Here is a 17,825-nt window from a genome sequence, read left to right as displayed (position 1 = left end):
GCGATGCGCGATATCAACCGTCGAAGCGGACCAGCCTGACCTCCGCCAGCAACGCATCCACCTGCGCCCGCTGCACGTAGCCGGTCTCCTCGTGCAGCGCATTGGCCGCGCCGCAGGCCACGCCCAGGCGCAGCGCCTGCGCGGGCTCGCCGCCGCGGCGCAGGGCCACCGCGGCGCCCGCGAGAAAGCAGTCGCCCGAACCCACCGCATTCGCGCTGTGCGCGATGGCGAGCGAGGCGTGCCAGCAATCCGCGCCATCGAAACCCAGCGCCCCCCGTGCACCCAAGGTGATCACCGGAAAGGCCACGCCGCGCGCATGCAGCGCGCGCGCCACGACGGCGGCGTCTTCCACCGTGTCCACCGCGCGGCCGGCCAGCTGGGCGGCCTCGTCGCGGTTGGGCTTGAGCAGGAAGGCGCCGGCGTCGGCAGCCAGGCGCAGCGCTTCGCCGCTGGCGTCGACCAGGCACGGCAGGCCGCGCGGCGCGATCTGGCGCAGCAGCGCCGCATAGGTATCGGCTTCGAAGCCGCGCGGCAGGCTGCCGGAGAGCACCATCGCATCGGTGTCCTCCACGCAGCGCCACAGCGTGTCGAGCAATTGCTGTTGCGCGCGCGGCGGCAGCAGCGGGCCGGGATCGAGCACCTCGGTCATGCGCCCGTCGCGCTCGCGCAGCGCCAGGCAATGGCGCAGCTCGCCGGCGATCTCCACGCCGTGGAACAGCACGCCGCGCTCGCTCATGCGGCGGGCGATCAGGTTGCGGTGGAACACATCGGTCAGGCCGACCAGTTGCACGGGTTCGCCCAGCGCGGCGATGGTCTGCGCCACGTGCAGGCCCTTGCCGCCGGGATAGGCCTGCACGTTGGCGGCGCGCTGCACCGCGCCGGGTTCCAGCGCATCCAGCGTGTACAGGCGATCGATCGCGGTGTTGAAGCCGGCGACGGTGATCATGCCGCGCCCGCCAGCAGTGCCGTGACTTCGGCGGCCGTGGCCTGGCGCGTGGTACCGCCGATGCCGCGCGTGGAGAGGCTGCCGCAGGCGTTGCCCCAGCGCAGGCAGTCGCGCAAGGGAAGCCCGCGCAGCCAGGCGTGCAGGAAGCCGGCGTCGAAGGAATCGCCGGCACCGGTACTGTCCACCGCCTCGACCGCGAGTGCCGGCGCGACCAGCAGCTTGCCGTCATGCAGCACCGCGCAGCCTTGCCGGCCGCGCTTGGCGACGATCAGGGTGCGGCCGTTGTCCAGCGCAGCCAGCGCCTTGCGCACATGGTTCTCGCCGGTCAGCGCGCGCAGCTCTTCTTCGTTCGGCAGGAACACATCGACGTCTTCCAGCACGCCGCGCAGATCGTCGCCCCAGCGCTGCTCGGGATCGAAGCCCGGATCGAGCGAGAGGGTCAGCCCGGCCTTGCGGGCACGCGCGAACAGCTGGCGGATATCCGCGCGCAGCGCTTTCTGCAGATAGAACGAGGACACGTGCAGATGGCCCGCGCCGGCGAGCAGCGCATCGCTGACATCCTCCGCACGCAAGGCCGCGATCGCACCGGAGAAGGTCACCAGCGAACGGTCGCGCGGCGTCGACAGCGAGACGGTGATGCCGGTGCGCAGCGCCGCCTCCGGCTGCAGCGAGGCGACATCGATACCGGCATCGCGCAGCGCATCCAGGCAATAACTGCCCCACGCATCCGCGCCCAGCCGGCCATGGAACGCCACCGCATTGCCCAGCCGCGCCAGGCCCATCGCGCAGATCATCGAGGAACTGCCCGGCGTCATCAGGAAGTCGTCGGCCAGCACTTCCTGGCCCGGTGCGGGCTCCGCATGCAGGCCCTTCAGGACGAGGTCGACATTGACCTCGCCCACCACCAGCACGCGCTTGGGCGTGGACCTCGTCACGCGCCGTTCCCGTGCAGGGTGAAGGACTGCACCACGCGCGTGAGCACGCCCTGCGAAGGCGTGTCCGGCCGGTCGCCCAGGTGCAGGCAGCGGAAGAACGCCAGCAGCTGGCCCACCGCCACGCCGGCCAGCAGCGACGGCAGCTCGCCATGATGGCCCAGGCCCGCCAGCTCGATGGCGACGTCGCCCGGCCGCAGCACATCGGCGGGAATGCCCTCGCCCACCACCAGCTTGGCCAGGCCCAGTTGCTTGCGGTCCAGTTCGCGCAGCAGATCCAGTTCGTAGCTGCGCACGGCCGGATCAGGCGACAGGAAGCCGACGATCAGCGTGCCCGGACGGATGCTCGACATCGGCCCATGGCGCAGCCCCAGGAACGTCTCGGCCATGGTGATGACCTTGCCGCCGGTCATCTCCACCATCTTCAGCGCCGCCTCGTGCGCCGCGCCGATGCCGCCACCGCTGCCCAGGTACACCGCGGCCTCGACGTTGCGCGCGGCCAGTTCGGCCAGGGCGTCGGCCTGCGTGTCGAACAGATGCTCGACCGCCGCGGCCAGTGCCGCCACGGCTTGTTCGGTCAGCACGTCGGCGGTATCGAGCAGCAGCCCGGAGCCGGCCACCAACAGGTTGGTGAAGCTGCTGGTCATCACCAGGCTGCGGTCGTTGGTGCGCTCGTCCAGCACCAGCACGGTGACGCGCGGGTCGTGGTTGTAGCTCGTCGCCAGCTTGCCGCTGGCATTGCAGGTGATCACCAGATGCCGCCATGCCGGCGCATCGGCCAGCACGCGATCGACCACGCCGCAGCTCTCGGGGCTGTCGCCCGAACGCGCCAGCGACACCAGCAACCCTTCGCCCGGCGGCAGCATGCCGCGCCAGTGCGTGAGCAGGGTGCCGGCGGCGATCGCCTGCGCGGGAATGCCCAGCCCCTGCTGCAGCGTGGGCGCCAGGCATTCGCCGATGTACATGGAACTGCCCGATCCGGTCAGCACGATGTGCGACGGCCGCGGCGACAGCGCGCGCGCCAGGCGTTCGCGCACCGCCGGCTCGCGCAACAGCGCCGCGCTGCTGCGCCAGGTGGCGGGCTGCTGCAGCACCTCGCGCAGGGTGTCGGCGTAGCCGGCCGCCTGCTGCTCCGCCACGGGACGGGCACGCAGGGCGGCCAGGCCATCATTTACTTTCGTTTTCTTATCAACTATTGACATTTTGCCCGTTTCGCTCGAATGTGAAACTGTTCGATCACGAAACGCAGGGTATTCGAAATGATTCAGAGCACACAAGCCCTTTCGAAAACTTCCGAACGGTTTTCGAAGCTGGCGCTTTCGCACGGCAAGCGCACCCGCCTGTGGCGCCTGCTGTATGGCCATGGACCGCGCAACGGCAGCCTGCTGGTGCTGCCGCTGGACCAGGGCCTGGAACACGGCCCCACCGACTTTTTTCCGAACCCGCCCGCAGTCGATCCGGACTACCAGTTCCGTCTCGCCGTCGAAGGCAACTTCTCCGCCATCGCGCTCGGCGTGGGCCTGGCCGAGAAGTACATGGGCGAGTACTGCGGGCGCATTCCGCTGATCCTCAAGCTCAACGGCAAGACCAATATCCCCAGCGACGCGGAAGCCACCTCCCCGTTATTCGCTTCCGTGGAAGACGCCGTGCGCCTGGGCGCCGATGCCGTCGGCTACACCATGTACGTCGGCTCGCCGCGGCAGGCGGAAGAAATCCGCCAGTTCGAGCGGGTGCGCCAGGACTGCGAGCGCTATGGCATGCCGCTGGTGATGTGGTCCTACCCGCGCGGCGAGGCGGTCGAAGCGAAGGGCGGCAAGAACAGCCTGTTCGCGCAGGACTACGCCGCACGCGTTGCGCTGGAGATGGGCGCGGACATCGTCAAGCTGCACGAGCCCAATGACCACCGCGCCAACGCGCCGGCACCGTACGATCAGCTGCAGGAAGACGCCGCTGCGCGTTCCGCGCGCGTGGTGCGCTCGGCCGGCCGCACCATGGTGCTGTTCTCCGGCGGCGAGAAGAACGACGACGACGCGGCGGTGCTGCGCAAGGTCGAGTTCTACATGGCCTCCGGCGCGCAGGGCGTGATGTTCGGACGGAACATGTGGCTGCGGCCGTTGGACCAGGCGGTGGCGCTGGTCAACGAAGTCCACAAGATCATGGCGAAGTATCCGCGCTGACACCGCGCGGCGTAGGTTGGGGGTGAGCCAAAGGCGAACCCCAACAGACCCCGCACGGTCATCGCCACGTTGGGGTTCGCTGCGCTCACCCCAACCTACGCGCTCACGAAGAACACCGCTCACCATGCCCAAACCCTGCCTCTGCTGCTCCCCGCCCTCCGGCGCCGGCACCGTCCGCATCGACAGCGGCAAGAACCAGCTCGCCACCGCGCCGGACCAGGGCAAGCGCAACCTGCGGCTGTTCGACTTCAAGCCGCGCAGCATGCTGCACGTCAAACAGACCCGGGTGGAGCGCCCGCGCTTCCCGGTGATCGACATGCACACCCACCTCACCTGGACCGCCAACGTGCGCAACGGCGTGTCGGTGGGTGAGGAAATCACCGTGTTCGCGCAACCGGCGGACCTGCTGCCGGTGATGGACCGCAAAGGCATCCGCACTCTCGTCAACCTCACTGGCGGCACCGGTGCAGGATTGGAACAAGCGATCCGCACCTTCGATAAAGCAGCCCCCGGCCGCTTCCTCACCCTCACCGAACCCTCGTTCGGCCGCTTCGCCGAAGCCGGTTATCCGAACCTCCAGGCCGACGCTATCGCGCATGCGCAGCGCGTCGGTGCGCGCGGCCTGAAGCTGCTGAAGACGCTGGGCCTGTACCTGCGCGAGCGCATCGACGATGGCCCGCTGGTGGCGATCGATGACCGCCGCTTCGATCCGATGTGGGAAGCCTGCGCGGCCTTGAACATGCCGGTGTTCATGCACGTCTCCGACCCGGAAGCCTTCTTCCTGCCCACCGACGCGAGCAACGAGCGCTACGAGGAGCTGGCGTGTCACCCGGACTGGTCGTTCTACGGTCCGGCATTCCCCGGCAATGCGGAACTGCTCGCCGCGCGCGACCGCGTGATCGCACGCCACCCGAACACCACCTTCGCGCTGATGCACGTCGGCAACGGCGCGGAAAACCTCGCCGCGGTGGCCGACTGCCTGGAGCGCTTCCCCAACACCGTGGTGGACATCAGCGCGCGCATCGGCGAACTGGGCCGCCAGCCGCGCACCGCGCGGCGCTTCTTCGAACGCTTCCAGGACCGCATCCTGTTCGGCACCGACGCGGTGCCGTCCCCTTACGGCGACGATGTCCCGCAGCAGTTGTTCGGCGACGCGCTGTACGAGATCTACTACCGCTTCCTGGAAACCGACGACGAATACTTCGACTACGCCCCCGCGGAAACCCCGCCGCAGGGGCGCTGGTCCATCTATGGGCTGGACCTGCCAGACGCTATCCTGCGCAAGGTATACCATGACAACGCCGCACGACTTCTAGGCCTTCCATGACCCCCAACCGAGCCTCCGCCCCGACGCGCCGCCTGCTGGTGGAAGAGCGCCGCCGCCTGATCGTCGAATACGTCGAGAAGCAGGGCCGGGCCACGGTGGAAGAACTGGCCAGGCAGTTCAGCACGTCGGCCGTCACCATCCGCAACGACCTGGAATCGCTGGCGCGCAGCTCGGCCATCGCGCGCTCGCACGGCGGCGCCCTGCCCGCCACCGCGCCCAGCTCGCACGACACGCCGCTGAACATCAAGGAGACGCGCCACCATGCGCAGAAGCTGCGCATCGGCCAGGCCGCGGCCCGGCTGATCGAGGATGGCGAGACGGTGATCCTCGATTCGGGCTCCACCACGGTGGAGATCGCGCGGCAGATCCGCCAGCAGAAGTTCGAATCGCTCACCGTGATTACCAATGCGCTGAACATCGCGCTGGAGCTGTCCGGCCTGGCGCATATCCGCGTGATGATGCTCGGCGGTCTGCTGCGCGAGACCTCGTATTCGCTGGTCGGCCCCGATGCGGAACAGGCGCTGGCCAAGCTTTCGGCCGACAAGCTTTTTCTCGGCGTCGACGGATTGGACCCGGTGGTCGGCGTCACCACGCCCGACCCGCTGGAGGCTTCGCTCAATGCGCTGATGATCCGCGTGTCGCGCGAGACCATCGCGGTGTTCGACGCCAGCAAGCTGGGGCAGCGCAGCCTCTCCGTGATCACCCCCGTGCAGCAATTGCACCGCGTGATCACCGACAACAGCGCGGAGCCCAAGGCAGTGGAAGCGCTGCGCGCGGCTGGCGTGGATGTGATGCTGGTCTGAACGCCGCGCAAGCTCCCACCGAGACAGCACTCCGTATCGTCGTCATTCCGGCGCAGGCCGGAATCCAGTGACGGTAACGCTCGGTTGGAGCGTTACCGCGAACCGATAACGACGGCTTCTTTACGCCGTCGGTGACTTCAGGACAGTCCTTCGTGCGCACGGCCAACGGCACGCCGCCGGACGTCGATCCCGACCATCTGCCTTGATGCCGCGACAGCAACCCGGCAAGCCCCGGCCCTCTCGCGCAAGAGAGGGCCGGAGCGAGCATCGCGCCATGACTCAAGGCAGCGCCAGGTCGATCGGATTGGATTTCATCGACGGCGACAGCGACGGAAACGGATCCACGCCCGACATGGTCTTGACGTCGACCATCGAGATCACCGTGCAGGTGTAGTCCTCTTCATTGGTGCACAGGAACGCCGCCGCACCCACGCCGGGTTCGTACACGGCCTTCCAGGTATAGGCCGGCACCGCCACGCCATCCTTGCCGATGGTCGGCACCGAGTCGGCGGCAAACGCCGGCCCCGTCACCACATAGACGTCGCCAAGCTGCGTGGCCAGACCGCGCACATAGCTCTCGATCTTTTCCCACTCGCCCGCATTCAACTTATGCAGCTGCGGCACCACGTTGGCCATCGAGAAAGTCTCGCCTTCGGAAGTCAGCGTCGACGCATCGCCGGCGGGCGTCATGTGGCCGCGGTCATAGCCGCTGTTGGTGTAGTCCGAGGACTGTGAGCGATCCGCCACCGGAATACCGGTCTCCTGATGCCACGACCCGCTGCGGCTGATCGAATCCGCACCGGCGACCTGATCGGCGGTCAGATGCTCGGCCGAATACAGCGGTCCCTTGGTCACGCCGGACGCGAACAGCACGTACTCGGTGTGACACACCTCGGTCGTGCGGCTGGTCAGCGATGCATCCAGCACAGGTTCCTTGCCCGCGATGAAGAAGTTCGGGCAAGCCGTGCCGGCGTACGAAGCGCCGGAAGCGAAAAAGCAGACCGCAAGCAGCCAGGCACCAAAGCGTGACATGTCGTTTCTCCGGGAAAAGATGGAGCCCGGAACCTAGGAAGCGCGCATGTCAGTGCGGTGACGTTGGATCGAATACAAATTCTTGCGATGACTCTTGTGAATTGAGTCACCCATGCGCAGAGTCGTTACGCAAATAACGCGCATGGATGCGTGAGTGCGGCGACGATGTTGGTCGTGCATGGGGGTTGAAGATGCACGGGCCGCGTACTTGGCTTCAGCGGCGAACCGTGGCCTTTCGCTCCGCCCGGCCCCTCACCCCGACCCTCTCCCCGGAGGGGAGAGAGGGATGCAGGGCGTCGCGAAAATCGGTCCGAGAGCACGCGGCGCAGCTCGCGGCGTTCCGCTTGTGCGCTTTTGATCTTGCTCTTGATCTTCACCCCCTTGGCGCGGCGGTGAGGGCTGGACGATCAGGCCCCGAAGGGGGCGAGGACAGGAGTCCTCGCCTTTTTGACGGGACATGGATGTCCCGTCAAAAAGCCCGGCCAGCCCTCACGTACCCGCAGCAGCGAAGCTGCGGAGGGCGCCGTGCAGGGTGCCCTTCTCTTTGGTTACTTTCTCTTGGGCAAGCAAGAGAAAGTAACTCGGGCCGCGGCAGCGGCACGAAACACTCGCCTGAAAGGCGAGACACATTCGCGGTAACGCGACAATCAAGCGTGGTCGTTACTGGATCCCGGCCTACGCCGGGATGACGAGCCAAAGCGGATTCCTGCCTGCGCAGGAATGACGAGCGAAGCGGAATGGCGAATCAGGCCGCCTTCCGCACCGGCCGCTGCGGAATCAGCGCGCCGATCAGCGCCATCACCAGCGTCGCGTCAAACAAAACCTGATAGCCGAGCTCCACCCGCGTCCCATCGCGCAAATGCAACCGCAACCGCGACGTCCAACTCGTGACATCCATTGCCACGATATCCGCGAACGCCACCTCCCTCCCCTGCCAATGCAAAGCAGTCAAACTGACCCGCAACGCCCTCGCGGTCGATGCCCCCAGATACCCCCGTATCCCCGAAGCCAAATGTCGCTGCAACTGCCCCGCCTGCGTCAGCACCTTGAACTCCAGCGTATGCCCACGCTCCAGCTCCCCGAACAGCCGCGGCAGCCGTGCATGCAGATACGCACGCTCCAGCGTGTCGTAGAACTTCCGGTACCCGCTCAGATGCGCATTCACCATGCCCCAGGCTTCGTCCCCCTCGCGGCGCCAGGCCAGCCCTACCGGCAAGCCGGCGCGATAGAACTGGCAGCATTCCGCGATCTGGTCGAAGCGCCAGCTTTCGTTGCCGCGGCCGCCGCGCCGCTGCACGCCCTCCTCGCCGAGCACCCAGTACGTACGACGCATCAGCACGGTGCCGCCGATCAGCGCCAGCCCGATCACCGCGCAACCGATCATGCTGCCGTTGATCAGCGCCGCGCCATCGGCCATGGCCTTGCCGCGAATGGCGAACAGCAACGCCGCGCAGGCCAGCAGCAGCACGGCGAAGAACAGGACGAAGATGGAAAGCGCCGCGTTGTTGCGATGGCGGCTGATGACGCGTCCGATGTCAGGCATGGCTATCCCTAGTGATTGGCAACGGCGCTCCCTCCGGGGCGCCGGCCGATCATAGCCGGGCTGGTGGCGAATATTTCGCCAAGCGCCGCACAGGCCGCGGCGGCCCGGCTCAGGCCAGCTGGGCCCGCTCCAGCGCCGCGATGCGCCGCTCCAGCCGCGGCCCCAGATAGCAATGCGTGCCGCAAGGCAGCAGCCCCGCCTCGCGGAAACTGCGCAGATACCAGGACGGAGCGCGGGCGACGAAGCCGTCGTGGTCGCCGGCCACGTCGTCCTTGCTGGTATAGGCCTCGAGGAAGGCCACGCCTTCCAGCATGTCGACGATGCCGCCCAGCCCGGCGCGGATTTCCGCCGGCTTGAGGTAATGCAGCACGTCGGTGCAGACGATCAGGTCGAAGCGTTCGTCGAAACGCAGCTGCGCCAGCTGGCCGAAGCGCGCCCAGCCGATGTTGCGGCTGCGTCCGTAGCGCGCCACCACGTATTCGCTGGCATCGAGCCCGCGATACGCAATGCCCGGCCGCAGCGCGCGCAGGTGCGCGCGCCAGGGCGCCTCGCCGCAGCCGACGTCCAGCACGTTGCGGAGCGGCCGGCCCAGGTAGTACTCGGCCACCGCCACCACCATCGCCACCTTGCGCCGCAGCTCGGCCGGCGAAGCCACCGAATGGCGCGGGTGGCGGTACCACTTGTCGAAATAGGCGCGGTCGTAGGTCTTGGGCATCGGGTCGGCAGTCGGCAAGGGCCGCCAGTGGCGGCGAGATCCGGGTTATTGCAGCATGAAAAGCCACGCCGCCACTACTGATCCTTACCGCACGCATCACCCGGCGCATACGCCGCCCGCGCCAGCATGTCCGCGTATCCGCACTACCGGTGACACCGCCATGCCCATGATCCGAATGCGCATCTCCGGCGACCACGACAAGCTCGACACGCTGATCAACGCCATCCGCGGCATCGACGGCATCGAACACGTGGAAGACGTGGACGAGGAATCGATGGACGAGATGCGCGACGATTCCAGCTCGAGCGAACTGGTCGACGACAACCAGGGCGATGTGGTGCGCGTAGAGATCGAGGCGCCACAGAAGAAGGTGGAGCTTGTGCGCAATGTGGCCCTGTTGGCTTCGCGCGAGCTGGATATCGCGGTGGAATTCGTCGACGAGTTCTGAACGGACCGTCCACCGCAATTTCATGCGATGACCGATGCAAGCGCCGCGGCGTGAATCACCGCCGAATGCGGCCCGGTCCACGGATGGCCCGTGTCGACGCGTGGCAAGGTGGCGCGTTGTCATCCCAACGCAACCCCCGCCGCCGTCAACCGCCAGGAAGCCAAGACGCATGCGCCGCCCTGCTCTGCCCCGCCCCCAGGCATTACGCCGACACCTTTCCACGCTGCTGCTCGCCTTCGCCGCGACGCTTGCGCTCGCTGCACCGTCCGCCTCGGCGCGCGGCCGCGATACGCTCGGCGCCGACGACGTGGCCTGGCTGCGCCGCGACGGCTTCGGCCTGGACAGCGCCAGCGTGGCCCGCTACCGCGAGCTGGGCCGCGACCGCTATCTCGACGCGCAGCTGGACGACAAACTGGGCGACGAACTGCCTCCGGCGATCGACCAGCTGATCCACAGCTACGAAGTGGTGAACACACCGCCCGACCAGCTGATCGCCTCGTTCCAGGCCGAGCAGCAGCGCATCAAGGACATGCCCGACGGCGACGCCAAGGTGGACGCGCGCAAGGCCCTGCAGCAGCACGGCAACGACCTGCTGCAGCAGGCCCAGCAGGCGGCCCTGCTGCGCGCCGTCTACGGCTCCAACCAGCTGAAGGAGCAGATGGTGTGGTTCTGGCTGAACCACTTCAGCCTGTATGGCGCCAAGGGCCGCGTGCGCTGGGTCGCCGCGCGCTTCGCCGAGGAAAGCGTCCGCCCGCATGCGCTGGGCAAGTTCAAGGACCTGGTGATGGCCACGCTGAAGAGCCCTGCCATGCTGGAGTACCTGGACAACGCGCAGAACGCCAAGGGCCACGTCAACGAAAACTACGCACGCGAGCTGATGGAGCTGCACACGCTGGGCGTGGGCTCCGGCTACACCCAGCAGGATGTGCAGCAGCTGGCGCTGATCCTCACCGGCGTGGGCATTGCGCCGCCCGCAGACAAGCAGCGCATCAATCCGAAGATGGCTGCGCAATACGTGCGTGACGGCCTGTTCGAGTTCAACCCGATGCGCCACGACTTCGGCGACAAGGTGCTGCTCGGCCAGCGCATCAGGGGCAGCGGCTTCGACGAAGTGGAACAGGCGGTGGACCTGATCACCCGCCAGCCGGCCTGTGCGAAGTTCGTCGCCACCAAGCTGGCCCGCTACTTCGTCGCCGACGAGCCGCCGCCGGCGCTGGTCGACAAGATGGCCCGCACCTTCCAGCGCAGCGACGGCGATATCGCCAAAGTGTTGCGCACCATGCTCGAGGCCAGGGAATTCACCGCCGACAGCGGCGGGAAGTTCAAGGACCCGATGCAGTTCGTGGTGTCCTCGGTGCGCCTGGCCTATGACGGCCGTCCGGTGGTGAATGCGCGTCCGCTGCTCAACTGGCTCAATCAGCTGGGCGAACCGATCTACGGCCGCCTCACGCCGGATGGCTGGCCACTGGATGCCGCCGGCTGGGCCAGCTCCGGCCAGATGGCCAAGCGCTTCGAGATCGCCCGCGCCATCGGCACCGGCAACAACCGCCTGTTCGTGCCCGAGGGCAGCGACGGCGTGGCGCCGGGTTTCCCGATGCTGACCACGCGGCTGTACTACGACGCGATCGAACCGCATCTGTCGGCCGCCACGCGCGATGCGCTGGGCAAGGCCGCTTCGCAGCAGGAGTGGAACACCTTCCTGCTGTCGTCGCCCGACTTTAATTATCGCTGATCACATCGCTGAGGGATCGCCATGAATCGCCGCCAGTTCCTGCTCGCCGCCGCGGCCGCCGCGACCGCACCGTTGTTCACCTACTCCGGCCGCCTGTTCGCCGCGCCGGCCAGCACGCCGCGCCTGCTGCTGGTGTTCCTGCGCGGCGGCTACGACTGCAACAACCTGCTGGTGCCCTGCGGCAGCGACTTCTACTACGAGTCGCGCCCCACCATCGCCATCGCGCGCCCGGACCCGGCCAACGCCAACAGCGCGATCGCCCTGGACGGCCAGTGGGGCCTCAACCCGGTGCTGCGCGATTCGCTGTATCCGCTGTGGCAGCGCAAGCAGCTGGCCTTCGTGCCGTTCGCCGGGACCGACGACATGTCGCGCAGCCATTTCGAGACGCAGGACAATATCGAATCCGGCGAAGCCAGCGGCCAGCGCAAGGATTACCGCTCCGGCTTCCTCGCGCGGCTCTCCGGCTCGCTGGCGAACGTGCCTTCGATCGCCTTCACCGATGCGCTGCCGCTGAGCTTCCAGGGCGGCGGCAAGGACATCCCGAATATCTCGCTGCGCGGCGTGGCCAAGCCCGCGTTCGACGAGCGGCAGTCCGGCATCCTTGCCGACATGTACAAGGGCACCAGGCTGGCCGCCGCCGCGACCGACGGCCTGGAGCTGCGCCAGAAGGTCTCCAAGGACCTGCAGGACGAAATGATGAAGGCGAACCGCGGCGCGCCCAACGCGAAGAACTTCGCCGCGGAGACCCAGCGCATCGCCACCATGATGCGCGACCAGTACCGCCTGGGCTTCGTCGACGTGGGCGGCTGGGATACACACGTCAACCAGGGCGGCGCCAACGGCGCCCTGGCCAACAACCTGTCTAACCTCGGCCAGGGCCTGGCGGCCTACGCCGACGCGCTGGGCGACGAATGGAACAACACCGTGGTAGTGGTGGTTTCCGAGTTCGGCCGCACCTTCCGCGAGAACGGCAACAAAGGCACCGACCACGGCCACGGCACGGTGTACTGGGTGCTGGGCGGGCGCGTACGCGGCGGCCGCATCGCCGGCGTGCAGGTGGCGGTGAATGCGCAGAACCTGCTGCAGGATCGCGACTATCCGGTGCTCAACAACTATCGCGATGTGCTGGGCGGCCTGTTCGCGCGCACCTGGGGGCTATCGCAGAGCCAGCTGCAGGCGGTGTTCCCGGGAGCGAAGCCGCAGGATCTGCAGCTGGTGTGAGCCCGTGCCTGCGGTCGGGGATGGCGGGCCATCCCCGACCGCGTGACATTTACCGCAACGCTTCGCGCGCCTCGCGCAACTCCTGCTGCGCTTCTTCCAGGCGCTGCTGCTTCTTGGCGATCTTGTCGGGCTTGCCGCTGGCCTGGACTTCGACCAGCTCGCGCTGGCGTTCGGCCACCTTGCGCTCCTTCTCGCTTACCTGCTGCTGCAGTTCGGCGTGCAGCCCCTGCTCCGTGCAATGCTCGCGGCTCTCCCGCAAAGCCTTCTGCAAACCGGCGGCCTGCTCGGCGTTGCCATGCAGGTTGGCGTAGCTGATCTGCTGCTCGATGTCGTGCTGCTTGTCGGCGCAGGTGACGGCAGCTTGCGCGGCAGCGGATAACGAAATCGCAAGCACGGATGACGCTATCAATAAACAGGATTTGACTAACATTAGGACGTTCCTTACATAAAACATCGCCTCGCACTCAAGCGAAATGCGACTGCCGGGATTGGCGCCCATGCATGGGAAAGACGCATGGGCGCGTTAGGACACGGCATGCATCCGAAAGTTCGGAACGACATCTCACGTGGAGGCAATCGGCGCAGGCGCGCCGGATCAATCGATCCGACGATACGTCCCGCTCATCACTGCTTCCCACTGCACGCCGCCGTCGAAAGAACTCTCCAGCGCAAGCGTGTAGCTGCCGTCGCCCTGCGGCGCATATACGTGGCGCGTCTGTCCACGCTGCGAGCTGCGCAGGAACACCAGCCGCTTGCCGTCCCAATGGCCCGGCGCCGGCGTGGACGGCACGAAGCCGTAGCTGTCGAACCAGAACAATTCGAAGCGATCGTGTTCGGGACCCGCGGCAATCACCGCATGCGCCTGCAAGGCCGGCCTGCCGTCGCGCTGCTCGCGATAGTCAATCACCAGCGACTTGCCGCCCAGCTCGATGCGCGCATCCACTTCCGCCGTGGCGGGACCGCCCTGGCCCCAGCGCGTGGTGGCGATCTGTTCCTCGCCGCTCCAGCGGCCGATCAGAAATCCCAGCGTGTCCTGCATCGAAAGAACCTCGTGTGCGGTGCGCTCAATGCGCGCCCTGGTTGGCAGGCGACAGCAGCAGGTCGCCGGGGCGTTCGCCGGCATCCGTCCGCCAGCCATCGTTAAGTTTCAGCGTCCAACCCGGACCCACGATGGTGCCGGTGCGTGCGGCCTGTTTGCCGGGTACCGCCACATAAAGATGCTTCCAGTCCGGCGCCATCAGCGCCGCTTCGCTCACCTCGATGGAACCCCAGTCGGACAGCACCTTGATGGTGGGATAGACCGTGCCGGCCTCGCCCAGCGGCATCAGGGTGCTGGGATTGAACATCACCTTGGGCTTGCGCAGCGGTAATACCAGGCGCGGACCATCGACCAGCAATGCCTTGTAGCGTGCGACATCCTGCTGGTGGCGCTGCTCGCGCGCCTGTTCCGCGGCGAGCAGCGCGGGGCCGTCGTAGGCGGCGGCGCGGCGCTGCACTTCCGCCTCGGTGGCGTTGCCGGTGTTCGCGCCAAGGGCTTCGGCGAGCAGATCGGACAGGCCCGTGTCCGGTGTGCGGATGGTTTGACGCCATGCGGGGAGGTAGCGATCCAGCAACAAGCCGTAGCCCGGCCCCGTGGCATAGGCGAACGAGCGCGCGAAGCTGGGTGCGGAGACATGCGAAACCAGGTCGTCGCCGGTAAGCACGATGCGCTCGGCCGGCGATACCGCGCCTATTGCAATGCCCGTGTACTCGGCAAGACCCTCGTTGCGTTCCAGCGCGCGTTCGCTCCGGGCAGCGGCCGGAAATTGCCGGTAGCGTTCCGCGCGGAACAGCAGCGCGTCTTCGGCATGCGCGCGCCGCGCCTTGTCGGGGCCGGCCGCTACCGCCCTGGCGAGAGCGCGCCATTCGAGCTGCATCAGGTAGCGCCCCTGCAGCGTGTCCAACTGGTCATTGGCCTGCTCGCCCAACGGCTCCATGCCCAGTTGCGGCTGGATGCGATGGAACGACTCATGCGCCATCAGCACACGGCGCTGGCCCGCATCCGCCGGCAGCGGCCAGCCCATCTGCGCCCAGCGCACGCCGGCCCATTCAAGCGAGCTGTTGGCGAAGGAGACGTCATCCGGCAGGCGGCCTGTGAATACGCCCTGCTCCGCCTTCAGCAAACCTTGCGCGTCGGCCTGGTTGGCGATCATGCGGCGGGTGGACGGCTCGACCAGCATGATCGGACCGCACAGGCTGGCACCCCATAATTTGCCGCCGTCCTTCTGGCATTGCTGCTTAGCCTCGGCGAACCAGGCTTTCGCCTGTGCGGGTTCGAAAGGCGGAGCATCGGCCGCCACGGCAGCGAAGTTCGACGACAGGTACAGCGCGAAGATCAGGCACGAACGCGTACGAAGCATGAGGCCTCCGGCGACGAACTGGCAGGGATCAGTTAACGCTGCGCGACACCAGCAGACTCTTGGCGATCAGACCATGCATCCGGCCGAGGCCGCGTACCAGGTGCAGCGTGGCAAACAATAGCAGCACGCCAACGACCAGCAGCACCAGTGCATCGCCGAACGTAGGAACGTGCGCGCCATAGCCCCAGTTGATGTTGGCCAGCTCGTGATCGAAGTCACCGAAGGTCCAGGCCAGCGGCGCCCCGATAAATGCGATCGAGACGGCCAGCAGGGTCACCGTGAGGGTGAAGTAGATGATGCCCAGCGGCAGCATCAGCACCATGTACAGCATGGTCGACCAGGTGCGCGCATCGGTGAACATCGCGCCGATGCGGCTCATCAGCGAACGGCCGGCCACCGGATAGGGCGGCCGCCGCGGCATGCGCACGCCCAGCATGGTTTCCACGATGCGCCCTTCCATCAGCGACAGCCCGCGCACCGTGCCGAAGAACAGCACGATGAAGGGAATGCCGATGATCAGCACCGCCAGGCCCGCCGACATCGAGATGCCGGTCACCACCCAGGTGAAATAGATGATGCCGGTGGCCAGCGCCAGCAGCATGTAGAACAGCGCGCCCCAGGTGCGCGGATCGGCGGCCACGCCGAAGAAGCGCCCGATCCATGAATGCCGCTTCGGCGGCGGCGGCGGGCGCAGCGCGCGCTGGATCTTGATCTCCTGGTCGCGGTAGATCTCCGCCACTTCCACCGGCGATCCGTAGCTGCCGACCACCTTGGCCAGCATGTCTTCCTGCGACAGGCCCGGATGTTCCTGCAGTTCGGCGCGCAGGTGTTCCTCGGCGTCGTAGAGCGCATCCTGGATCAGCGCGGGATCGGCGCCGGCCAGGGCGGCGCGCAGCTGTTCCAGGTATTCCGCGATAGTGCGCGGCGTGTTCATGTCACCCCTCCTTGCAAAACGGTATCGACGGAATCGCGGGTAGCGCTCCACGCCGCCACCCACTCGCGCAGCGCTTCGCGGCCCAGCTTCGTAATGCGGTAATAGCGGCGCGGCGGCCCGCTCACCGAGGGTTCCACCTCGCTTTCCAGCAGGCCGTAGGCCTCCAGGTTGCGCAGCACCGGATAGAGCGCGCTCTGCTTCCCCGCCAGCACGCCCTCCCCCACTTCCTCCAGCCGCTTGGCGATCTGGTAGCCGTACATCGGCTGCCGCGATTGCCCAAGCACCGCCAGCAGCACCAGCGACACGGTGCCCGCGGACAGCTCCTTCTGGAATTTCTTCAACAGGCCGGCGACGTCTTCCACCTAGCTCACCCTCTGGGCTACTTAGCCGTGAGTGAAGCATAGTGTGAAGTTATGAATAGTCCATGCGCTGGAAGTCATGGGTTGGCAGGGGCAAGCCTCAGGAGCATGGCACCAATGCATGCGCCTCATGCACAAGCACAGGTGCCGAATGTGATGCACCCGTTCGAGGCTTTATGCATCGCCGGCCACGGTGACCCGCCGGCCATCGCCGCTTCGAGAATTAGCGGCGGCTCTCGCGGAACTGCTCCGCCCCGACGACGTCAGGCTGGCCGCCGCCGGCCAGCGAACGCTGCCATGCGGCGCCCTGTTGGCCGCCCGACCATCGCTTGGCGCCACTGTCACGACGCTGCGCCGATCGACGGGTTCCTGGTCGATCGACATGCAGCCGCCCTTTTCATCCGAGGCCGAAGCTCTTCCTCAAGCTTGCGTCGACGGGCGCAGCGGGCATGAACCGGCGCAACTTGCTCAGCAGGGACGCCTGGCCTCCTGGCGTATGGCGCATGCGCCAGGTACCGAGCGCTGCATCGACCACGGCCTCGGCCACGCCTTCGGGCTCCGGCGCGCTCTTGACGCTCTCGACGATGGCGCGCGACGCAAGTCCACGCTCCCGGTCGTAGTCGGCAATTTTCGCATTGGCCTGGGGCGCATTGACGTCCAGGTTGGTCCGGGTGAAAGACGGCTCGACCAGGCTGACGCGCACGCCGAACTGGCGCACCTCGTGATCCAGCGTTTCGGAGAGCCCCTCCACCGCATGCTTGGATGCCGCGTAAAGCCCCATGTATGGCGCCGGCAGGAAGCCGAGCACGGAACTGATGTTGACGATCCTGCCGCTGCGCTGCGTGCGCATCTGGGGAAGCACCGCCTTGGCGGTGCGCAGAATGCCGAAGACGTTCGCGTCGAACAACGAAACCGCCTCCGCGACGCTCGACTCTTCCACGGCGCCGACCAGACTGGTTCCCGCGTTATTGACCAGCACGTCGATGCGCTTGGCGAGATCGATGATGAGGCGAATGCCGGATTGGACGGAAGCATCGTCGCTCACATCCATTTCGATCAGCTCCACGCCGGGCAGCGGCGCGGCCTTGGCAAGCTTGCGCACGGTGCCGAAAACCCGGCAGCCGCGCTTGACGAACTTCGTCGCGGTGGCGCGCCCGATGCCTGACGATACGCCGGTGACGACGACGACTTTGGTAGTGGACATAGCGAATACCTTCGATAAAAGAGTGGTTGGCAAGAAACAGATCCATGGCCCAT

General features: G+C 66.9%; 18 protein-coding genes. 6 read left to right on the top strand and 12 right to left on the bottom strand.

Annotated elements, in window-relative coordinates:
- Nucleotides 1-13 precede the first annotated feature (13 nt).
- The 3 genes from BM172_RS06435 to BM172_RS06425 are packed head-to-tail and all read right to left on the bottom strand — an operon-like array spanning nucleotide 14 to nucleotide 3,080.
- Entirely contained in the window at nucleotides 14-946 is a 933-nt protein-coding gene (locus tag BM172_RS06435) for a 1-phosphofructokinase family hexose kinase (RefSeq protein ID WP_026636059.1), read from the bottom strand.
- A complete protein-coding gene (locus BM172_RS06430) occupies nucleotides 943-1,881 on the bottom strand; it encodes a carbohydrate kinase family protein (protein ID WP_026636058.1) in 939 nt (312 codons plus the stop codon). Before BM172_RS06430 ends, BM172_RS06435 begins: the two co-directional genes overlap by 4 nt.
- Complete coding sequence (locus tag BM172_RS06425) at nucleotides 1,878-3,080, bottom strand: SIS domain-containing protein (protein ID WP_026636057.1); 1,203 nt, start codon at nucleotides 3,078-3,080, stop codon at nucleotides 1,878-1,880. The genes BM172_RS06430 and BM172_RS06425 overlap by 4 nt, the downstream gene beginning before the upstream one ends.
- Before the next feature lie 57 nt (nucleotides 3,081-3,137).
- On the opposite strand from BM172_RS06425, the gene BM172_RS06420 reads away from it, so the two are divergent.
- The 3 genes from BM172_RS06420 to agaR all read left to right on the top strand — a co-directional run bounded on the left by BM172_RS06420 (nucleotide 3,138) and on the right by agaR (nucleotide 6,185).
- Nucleotides 3,138-4,055 carry a class I fructose-bisphosphate aldolase gene (locus tag BM172_RS06420; RefSeq protein ID WP_051548892.1) on the top strand — a complete coding sequence of 306 codons (918 nt, stop codon included), beginning with the start codon at nucleotides 3,138-3,140 and terminating at the stop codon, nucleotides 4,053-4,055.
- A 124-nt stretch (nucleotides 4,056-4,179) separates the two neighbouring features.
- Entirely contained in the window at nucleotides 4,180-5,382 is a 1,203-nt protein-coding gene (locus BM172_RS06415) for an amidohydrolase family protein (RefSeq protein ID WP_051548889.1), read from the top strand.
- Entirely contained in the window at nucleotides 5,379-6,185 is an 807-nt protein-coding gene (gene agaR, locus BM172_RS06410; protein WP_026636054.1) for a transcriptional repressor AgaR, read from the top strand. Before BM172_RS06415 ends, agaR begins: the two co-directional genes overlap by 4 nt.
- 279 nt (nucleotides 6,186-6,464) lie before the next feature.
- Here agaR and BM172_RS06405 read toward each other — a convergent pair whose 3' ends face one another.
- From BM172_RS06405 to BM172_RS06395, 3 genes are all read right to left on the bottom strand, one after another.
- Nucleotides 6,465-7,217 (bottom strand): DNA/RNA non-specific endonuclease, encoded by a 753-nt coding sequence (locus BM172_RS06405; RefSeq protein WP_026636053.1) that lies wholly within the window; start codon nucleotides 7,215-7,217, stop codon nucleotides 6,465-6,467.
- Nucleotides 7,218-7,962: 745 nt separating this feature from the next.
- Nucleotides 7,963-8,760, bottom strand: a complete 798-nt coding sequence (locus BM172_RS06400) for a hypothetical protein (RefSeq protein ID WP_026636052.1) — start codon at nucleotides 8,758-8,760, stop codon at nucleotides 7,963-7,965.
- A 109-nt stretch (nucleotides 8,761-8,869) separates the two neighbouring features.
- Entirely contained in the window at nucleotides 8,870-9,475 is a 606-nt protein-coding gene (locus tag BM172_RS06395; RefSeq protein ID WP_026636051.1) for a class I SAM-dependent DNA methyltransferase, read from the bottom strand.
- A gap of 160 nt (nucleotides 9,476-9,635) precedes the next feature.
- Between BM172_RS06395 and BM172_RS06390 the strand changes: the two genes are divergently transcribed.
- From BM172_RS06390 to BM172_RS06380, 3 genes are all read left to right on the top strand, one after another.
- Nucleotides 9,636-9,923: a hypothetical protein gene (locus tag BM172_RS06390; protein ID WP_026636050.1), complete on the top strand. Its 288-nt coding sequence runs from the start codon at nucleotides 9,636-9,638 to the stop codon at nucleotides 9,921-9,923.
- A gap of 169 nt (nucleotides 9,924-10,092) precedes the next feature.
- Nucleotides 10,093-11,655 carry a DUF1800 domain-containing protein gene (locus BM172_RS06385; RefSeq protein ID WP_026636049.1) on the top strand — a complete coding sequence of 521 codons (1,563 nt, stop codon included), beginning with the start codon at nucleotides 10,093-10,095 and terminating at the stop codon, nucleotides 11,653-11,655.
- 21 nt (nucleotides 11,656-11,676) lie between these two features.
- A complete protein-coding gene (locus tag BM172_RS06380) occupies nucleotides 11,677-12,876 on the top strand; it encodes a DUF1501 domain-containing protein (RefSeq protein WP_026636048.1) in 1,200 nt (399 codons plus the stop codon).
- A gap of 49 nt (nucleotides 12,877-12,925) precedes the next feature.
- On the opposite strand, the gene BM172_RS06375 is transcribed toward BM172_RS06380, so the two are convergent.
- The 6 genes from BM172_RS06375 to BM172_RS06350 form a co-directional block, all read right to left on the bottom strand.
- Complete coding sequence (locus BM172_RS06375) at nucleotides 12,926-13,270, bottom strand: DUF1090 domain-containing protein (RefSeq protein WP_197022881.1); 345 nt, start codon at nucleotides 13,268-13,270, stop codon at nucleotides 12,926-12,928.
- 201 nt (nucleotides 13,271-13,471) lie between these two features.
- Complete coding sequence (locus BM172_RS06370; RefSeq protein WP_026636046.1) at nucleotides 13,472-13,915, bottom strand: DUF1579 family protein; 444 nt, start codon at nucleotides 13,913-13,915, stop codon at nucleotides 13,472-13,474.
- A 25-nt stretch (nucleotides 13,916-13,940) separates the two neighbouring features.
- Nucleotides 13,941-15,275, bottom strand: coding sequence for a hypothetical protein (locus tag BM172_RS06365; protein WP_051548886.1), 1,335 nt, complete (start codon nucleotides 15,273-15,275; stop codon nucleotides 13,941-13,943).
- A 28-nt stretch (nucleotides 15,276-15,303) separates the two neighbouring features.
- Nucleotides 15,304-16,209 carry a sensor domain-containing protein gene (locus tag BM172_RS06360; RefSeq protein ID WP_026636044.1) on the bottom strand — a complete coding sequence of 302 codons (906 nt, stop codon included), beginning with the start codon at nucleotides 16,207-16,209 and terminating at the stop codon, nucleotides 15,304-15,306.
- Nucleotides 16,206-16,571 (bottom strand): PadR family transcriptional regulator, encoded by a 366-nt coding sequence (locus BM172_RS06355; protein ID WP_026636043.1) that lies wholly within the window; start codon nucleotides 16,569-16,571, stop codon nucleotides 16,206-16,208. Before BM172_RS06355 ends, BM172_RS06360 begins: the two co-directional genes overlap by 4 nt.
- Nucleotides 16,572-16,965: 394 nt before the next feature.
- Nucleotides 16,966-17,772 (bottom strand): oxidoreductase, encoded by an 807-nt coding sequence (locus BM172_RS06350; protein WP_026636042.1) that lies wholly within the window; start codon nucleotides 17,770-17,772, stop codon nucleotides 16,966-16,968.
- Nucleotides 17,773-17,825: the final 53 nt, after the last annotated feature.

Origin of the sequence: Dyella marensis (assembly GCF_900112865.1) — a bacterium.
GTDB classification, from domain to species: domain Bacteria; phylum Pseudomonadota; class Gammaproteobacteria; order Xanthomonadales; family Rhodanobacteraceae; genus Dyella_D; species Dyella_D marensis_A.
Note: the sequence above shows the minus strand (reverse complement) of the source record. Positions and strands in the feature narration are given on the sequence as shown.

What these genes read in the sequence shown, in the direction of transcription:
- BM172_RS06435 (WP_026636059.1), bottom strand. Translation starts at nt 946, where the DNA reads ATGATCACCGTCGCCGGCTTCAACACCGCGATCGATCGCCTGTACACG.
- BM172_RS06425 (WP_026636057.1), bottom strand. Translation starts at nt 3,080, where the DNA reads ATGTCAATAGTTGATAAGAAAACGAAAGTAAATGATGGCCTGGCCGCC.
- BM172_RS06420 (WP_051548892.1), top strand. Translation starts at nt 3,138, where the DNA reads ATGATTCAGAGCACACAAGCCCTTTCGAAAACTTCCGAACGGTTTTCG.
- BM172_RS06415 (WP_051548889.1), top strand. Translation starts at nt 4,180, where the DNA reads ATGCCCAAACCCTGCCTCTGCTGCTCCCCGCCCTCCGGCGCCGGCACC.
- agaR (WP_026636054.1), top strand. Translation starts at nt 5,379, where the DNA reads ATGACCCCCAACCGAGCCTCCGCCCCGACGCGCCGCCTGCTGGTGGAA.
- BM172_RS06405 (WP_026636053.1), bottom strand. Translation starts at nt 7,217, where the DNA reads ATGTCACGCTTTGGTGCCTGGCTGCTTGCGGTCTGCTTTTTCGCTTCC.
- BM172_RS06400 (WP_026636052.1), bottom strand. Translation starts at nt 8,760, where the DNA reads ATGCCTGACATCGGACGCGTCATCAGCCGCCATCGCAACAACGCGGCG.
- BM172_RS06395 (WP_026636051.1), bottom strand. Translation starts at nt 9,475, where the DNA reads ATGCCCAAGACCTACGACCGCGCCTATTTCGACAAGTGGTACCGCCAC.
- BM172_RS06390 (WP_026636050.1), top strand. Translation starts at nt 9,636, where the DNA reads ATGCCCATGATCCGAATGCGCATCTCCGGCGACCACGACAAGCTCGAC.
- BM172_RS06385 (WP_026636049.1), top strand. Translation starts at nt 10,093, where the DNA reads ATGCGCCGCCCTGCTCTGCCCCGCCCCCAGGCATTACGCCGACACCTT.
- BM172_RS06380 (WP_026636048.1), top strand. Translation starts at nt 11,677, where the DNA reads ATGAATCGCCGCCAGTTCCTGCTCGCCGCCGCGGCCGCCGCGACCGCA.
- BM172_RS06370 (WP_026636046.1), bottom strand. Translation starts at nt 13,915, where the DNA reads ATGCAGGACACGCTGGGATTTCTGATCGGCCGCTGGAGCGGCGAGGAA.
- BM172_RS06365 (WP_051548886.1), bottom strand. Translation starts at nt 15,275, where the DNA reads ATGCTTCGTACGCGTTCGTGCCTGATCTTCGCGCTGTACCTGTCGTCG.
- BM172_RS06360 (WP_026636044.1), bottom strand. Translation starts at nt 16,209, where the DNA reads ATGAACACGCCGCGCACTATCGCGGAATACCTGGAACAGCTGCGCGCC.
- BM172_RS06350 (WP_026636042.1), bottom strand. Translation starts at nt 17,772, where the DNA reads ATGTCCACTACCAAAGTCGTCGTCGTCACCGGCGTATCGTCAGGCATC.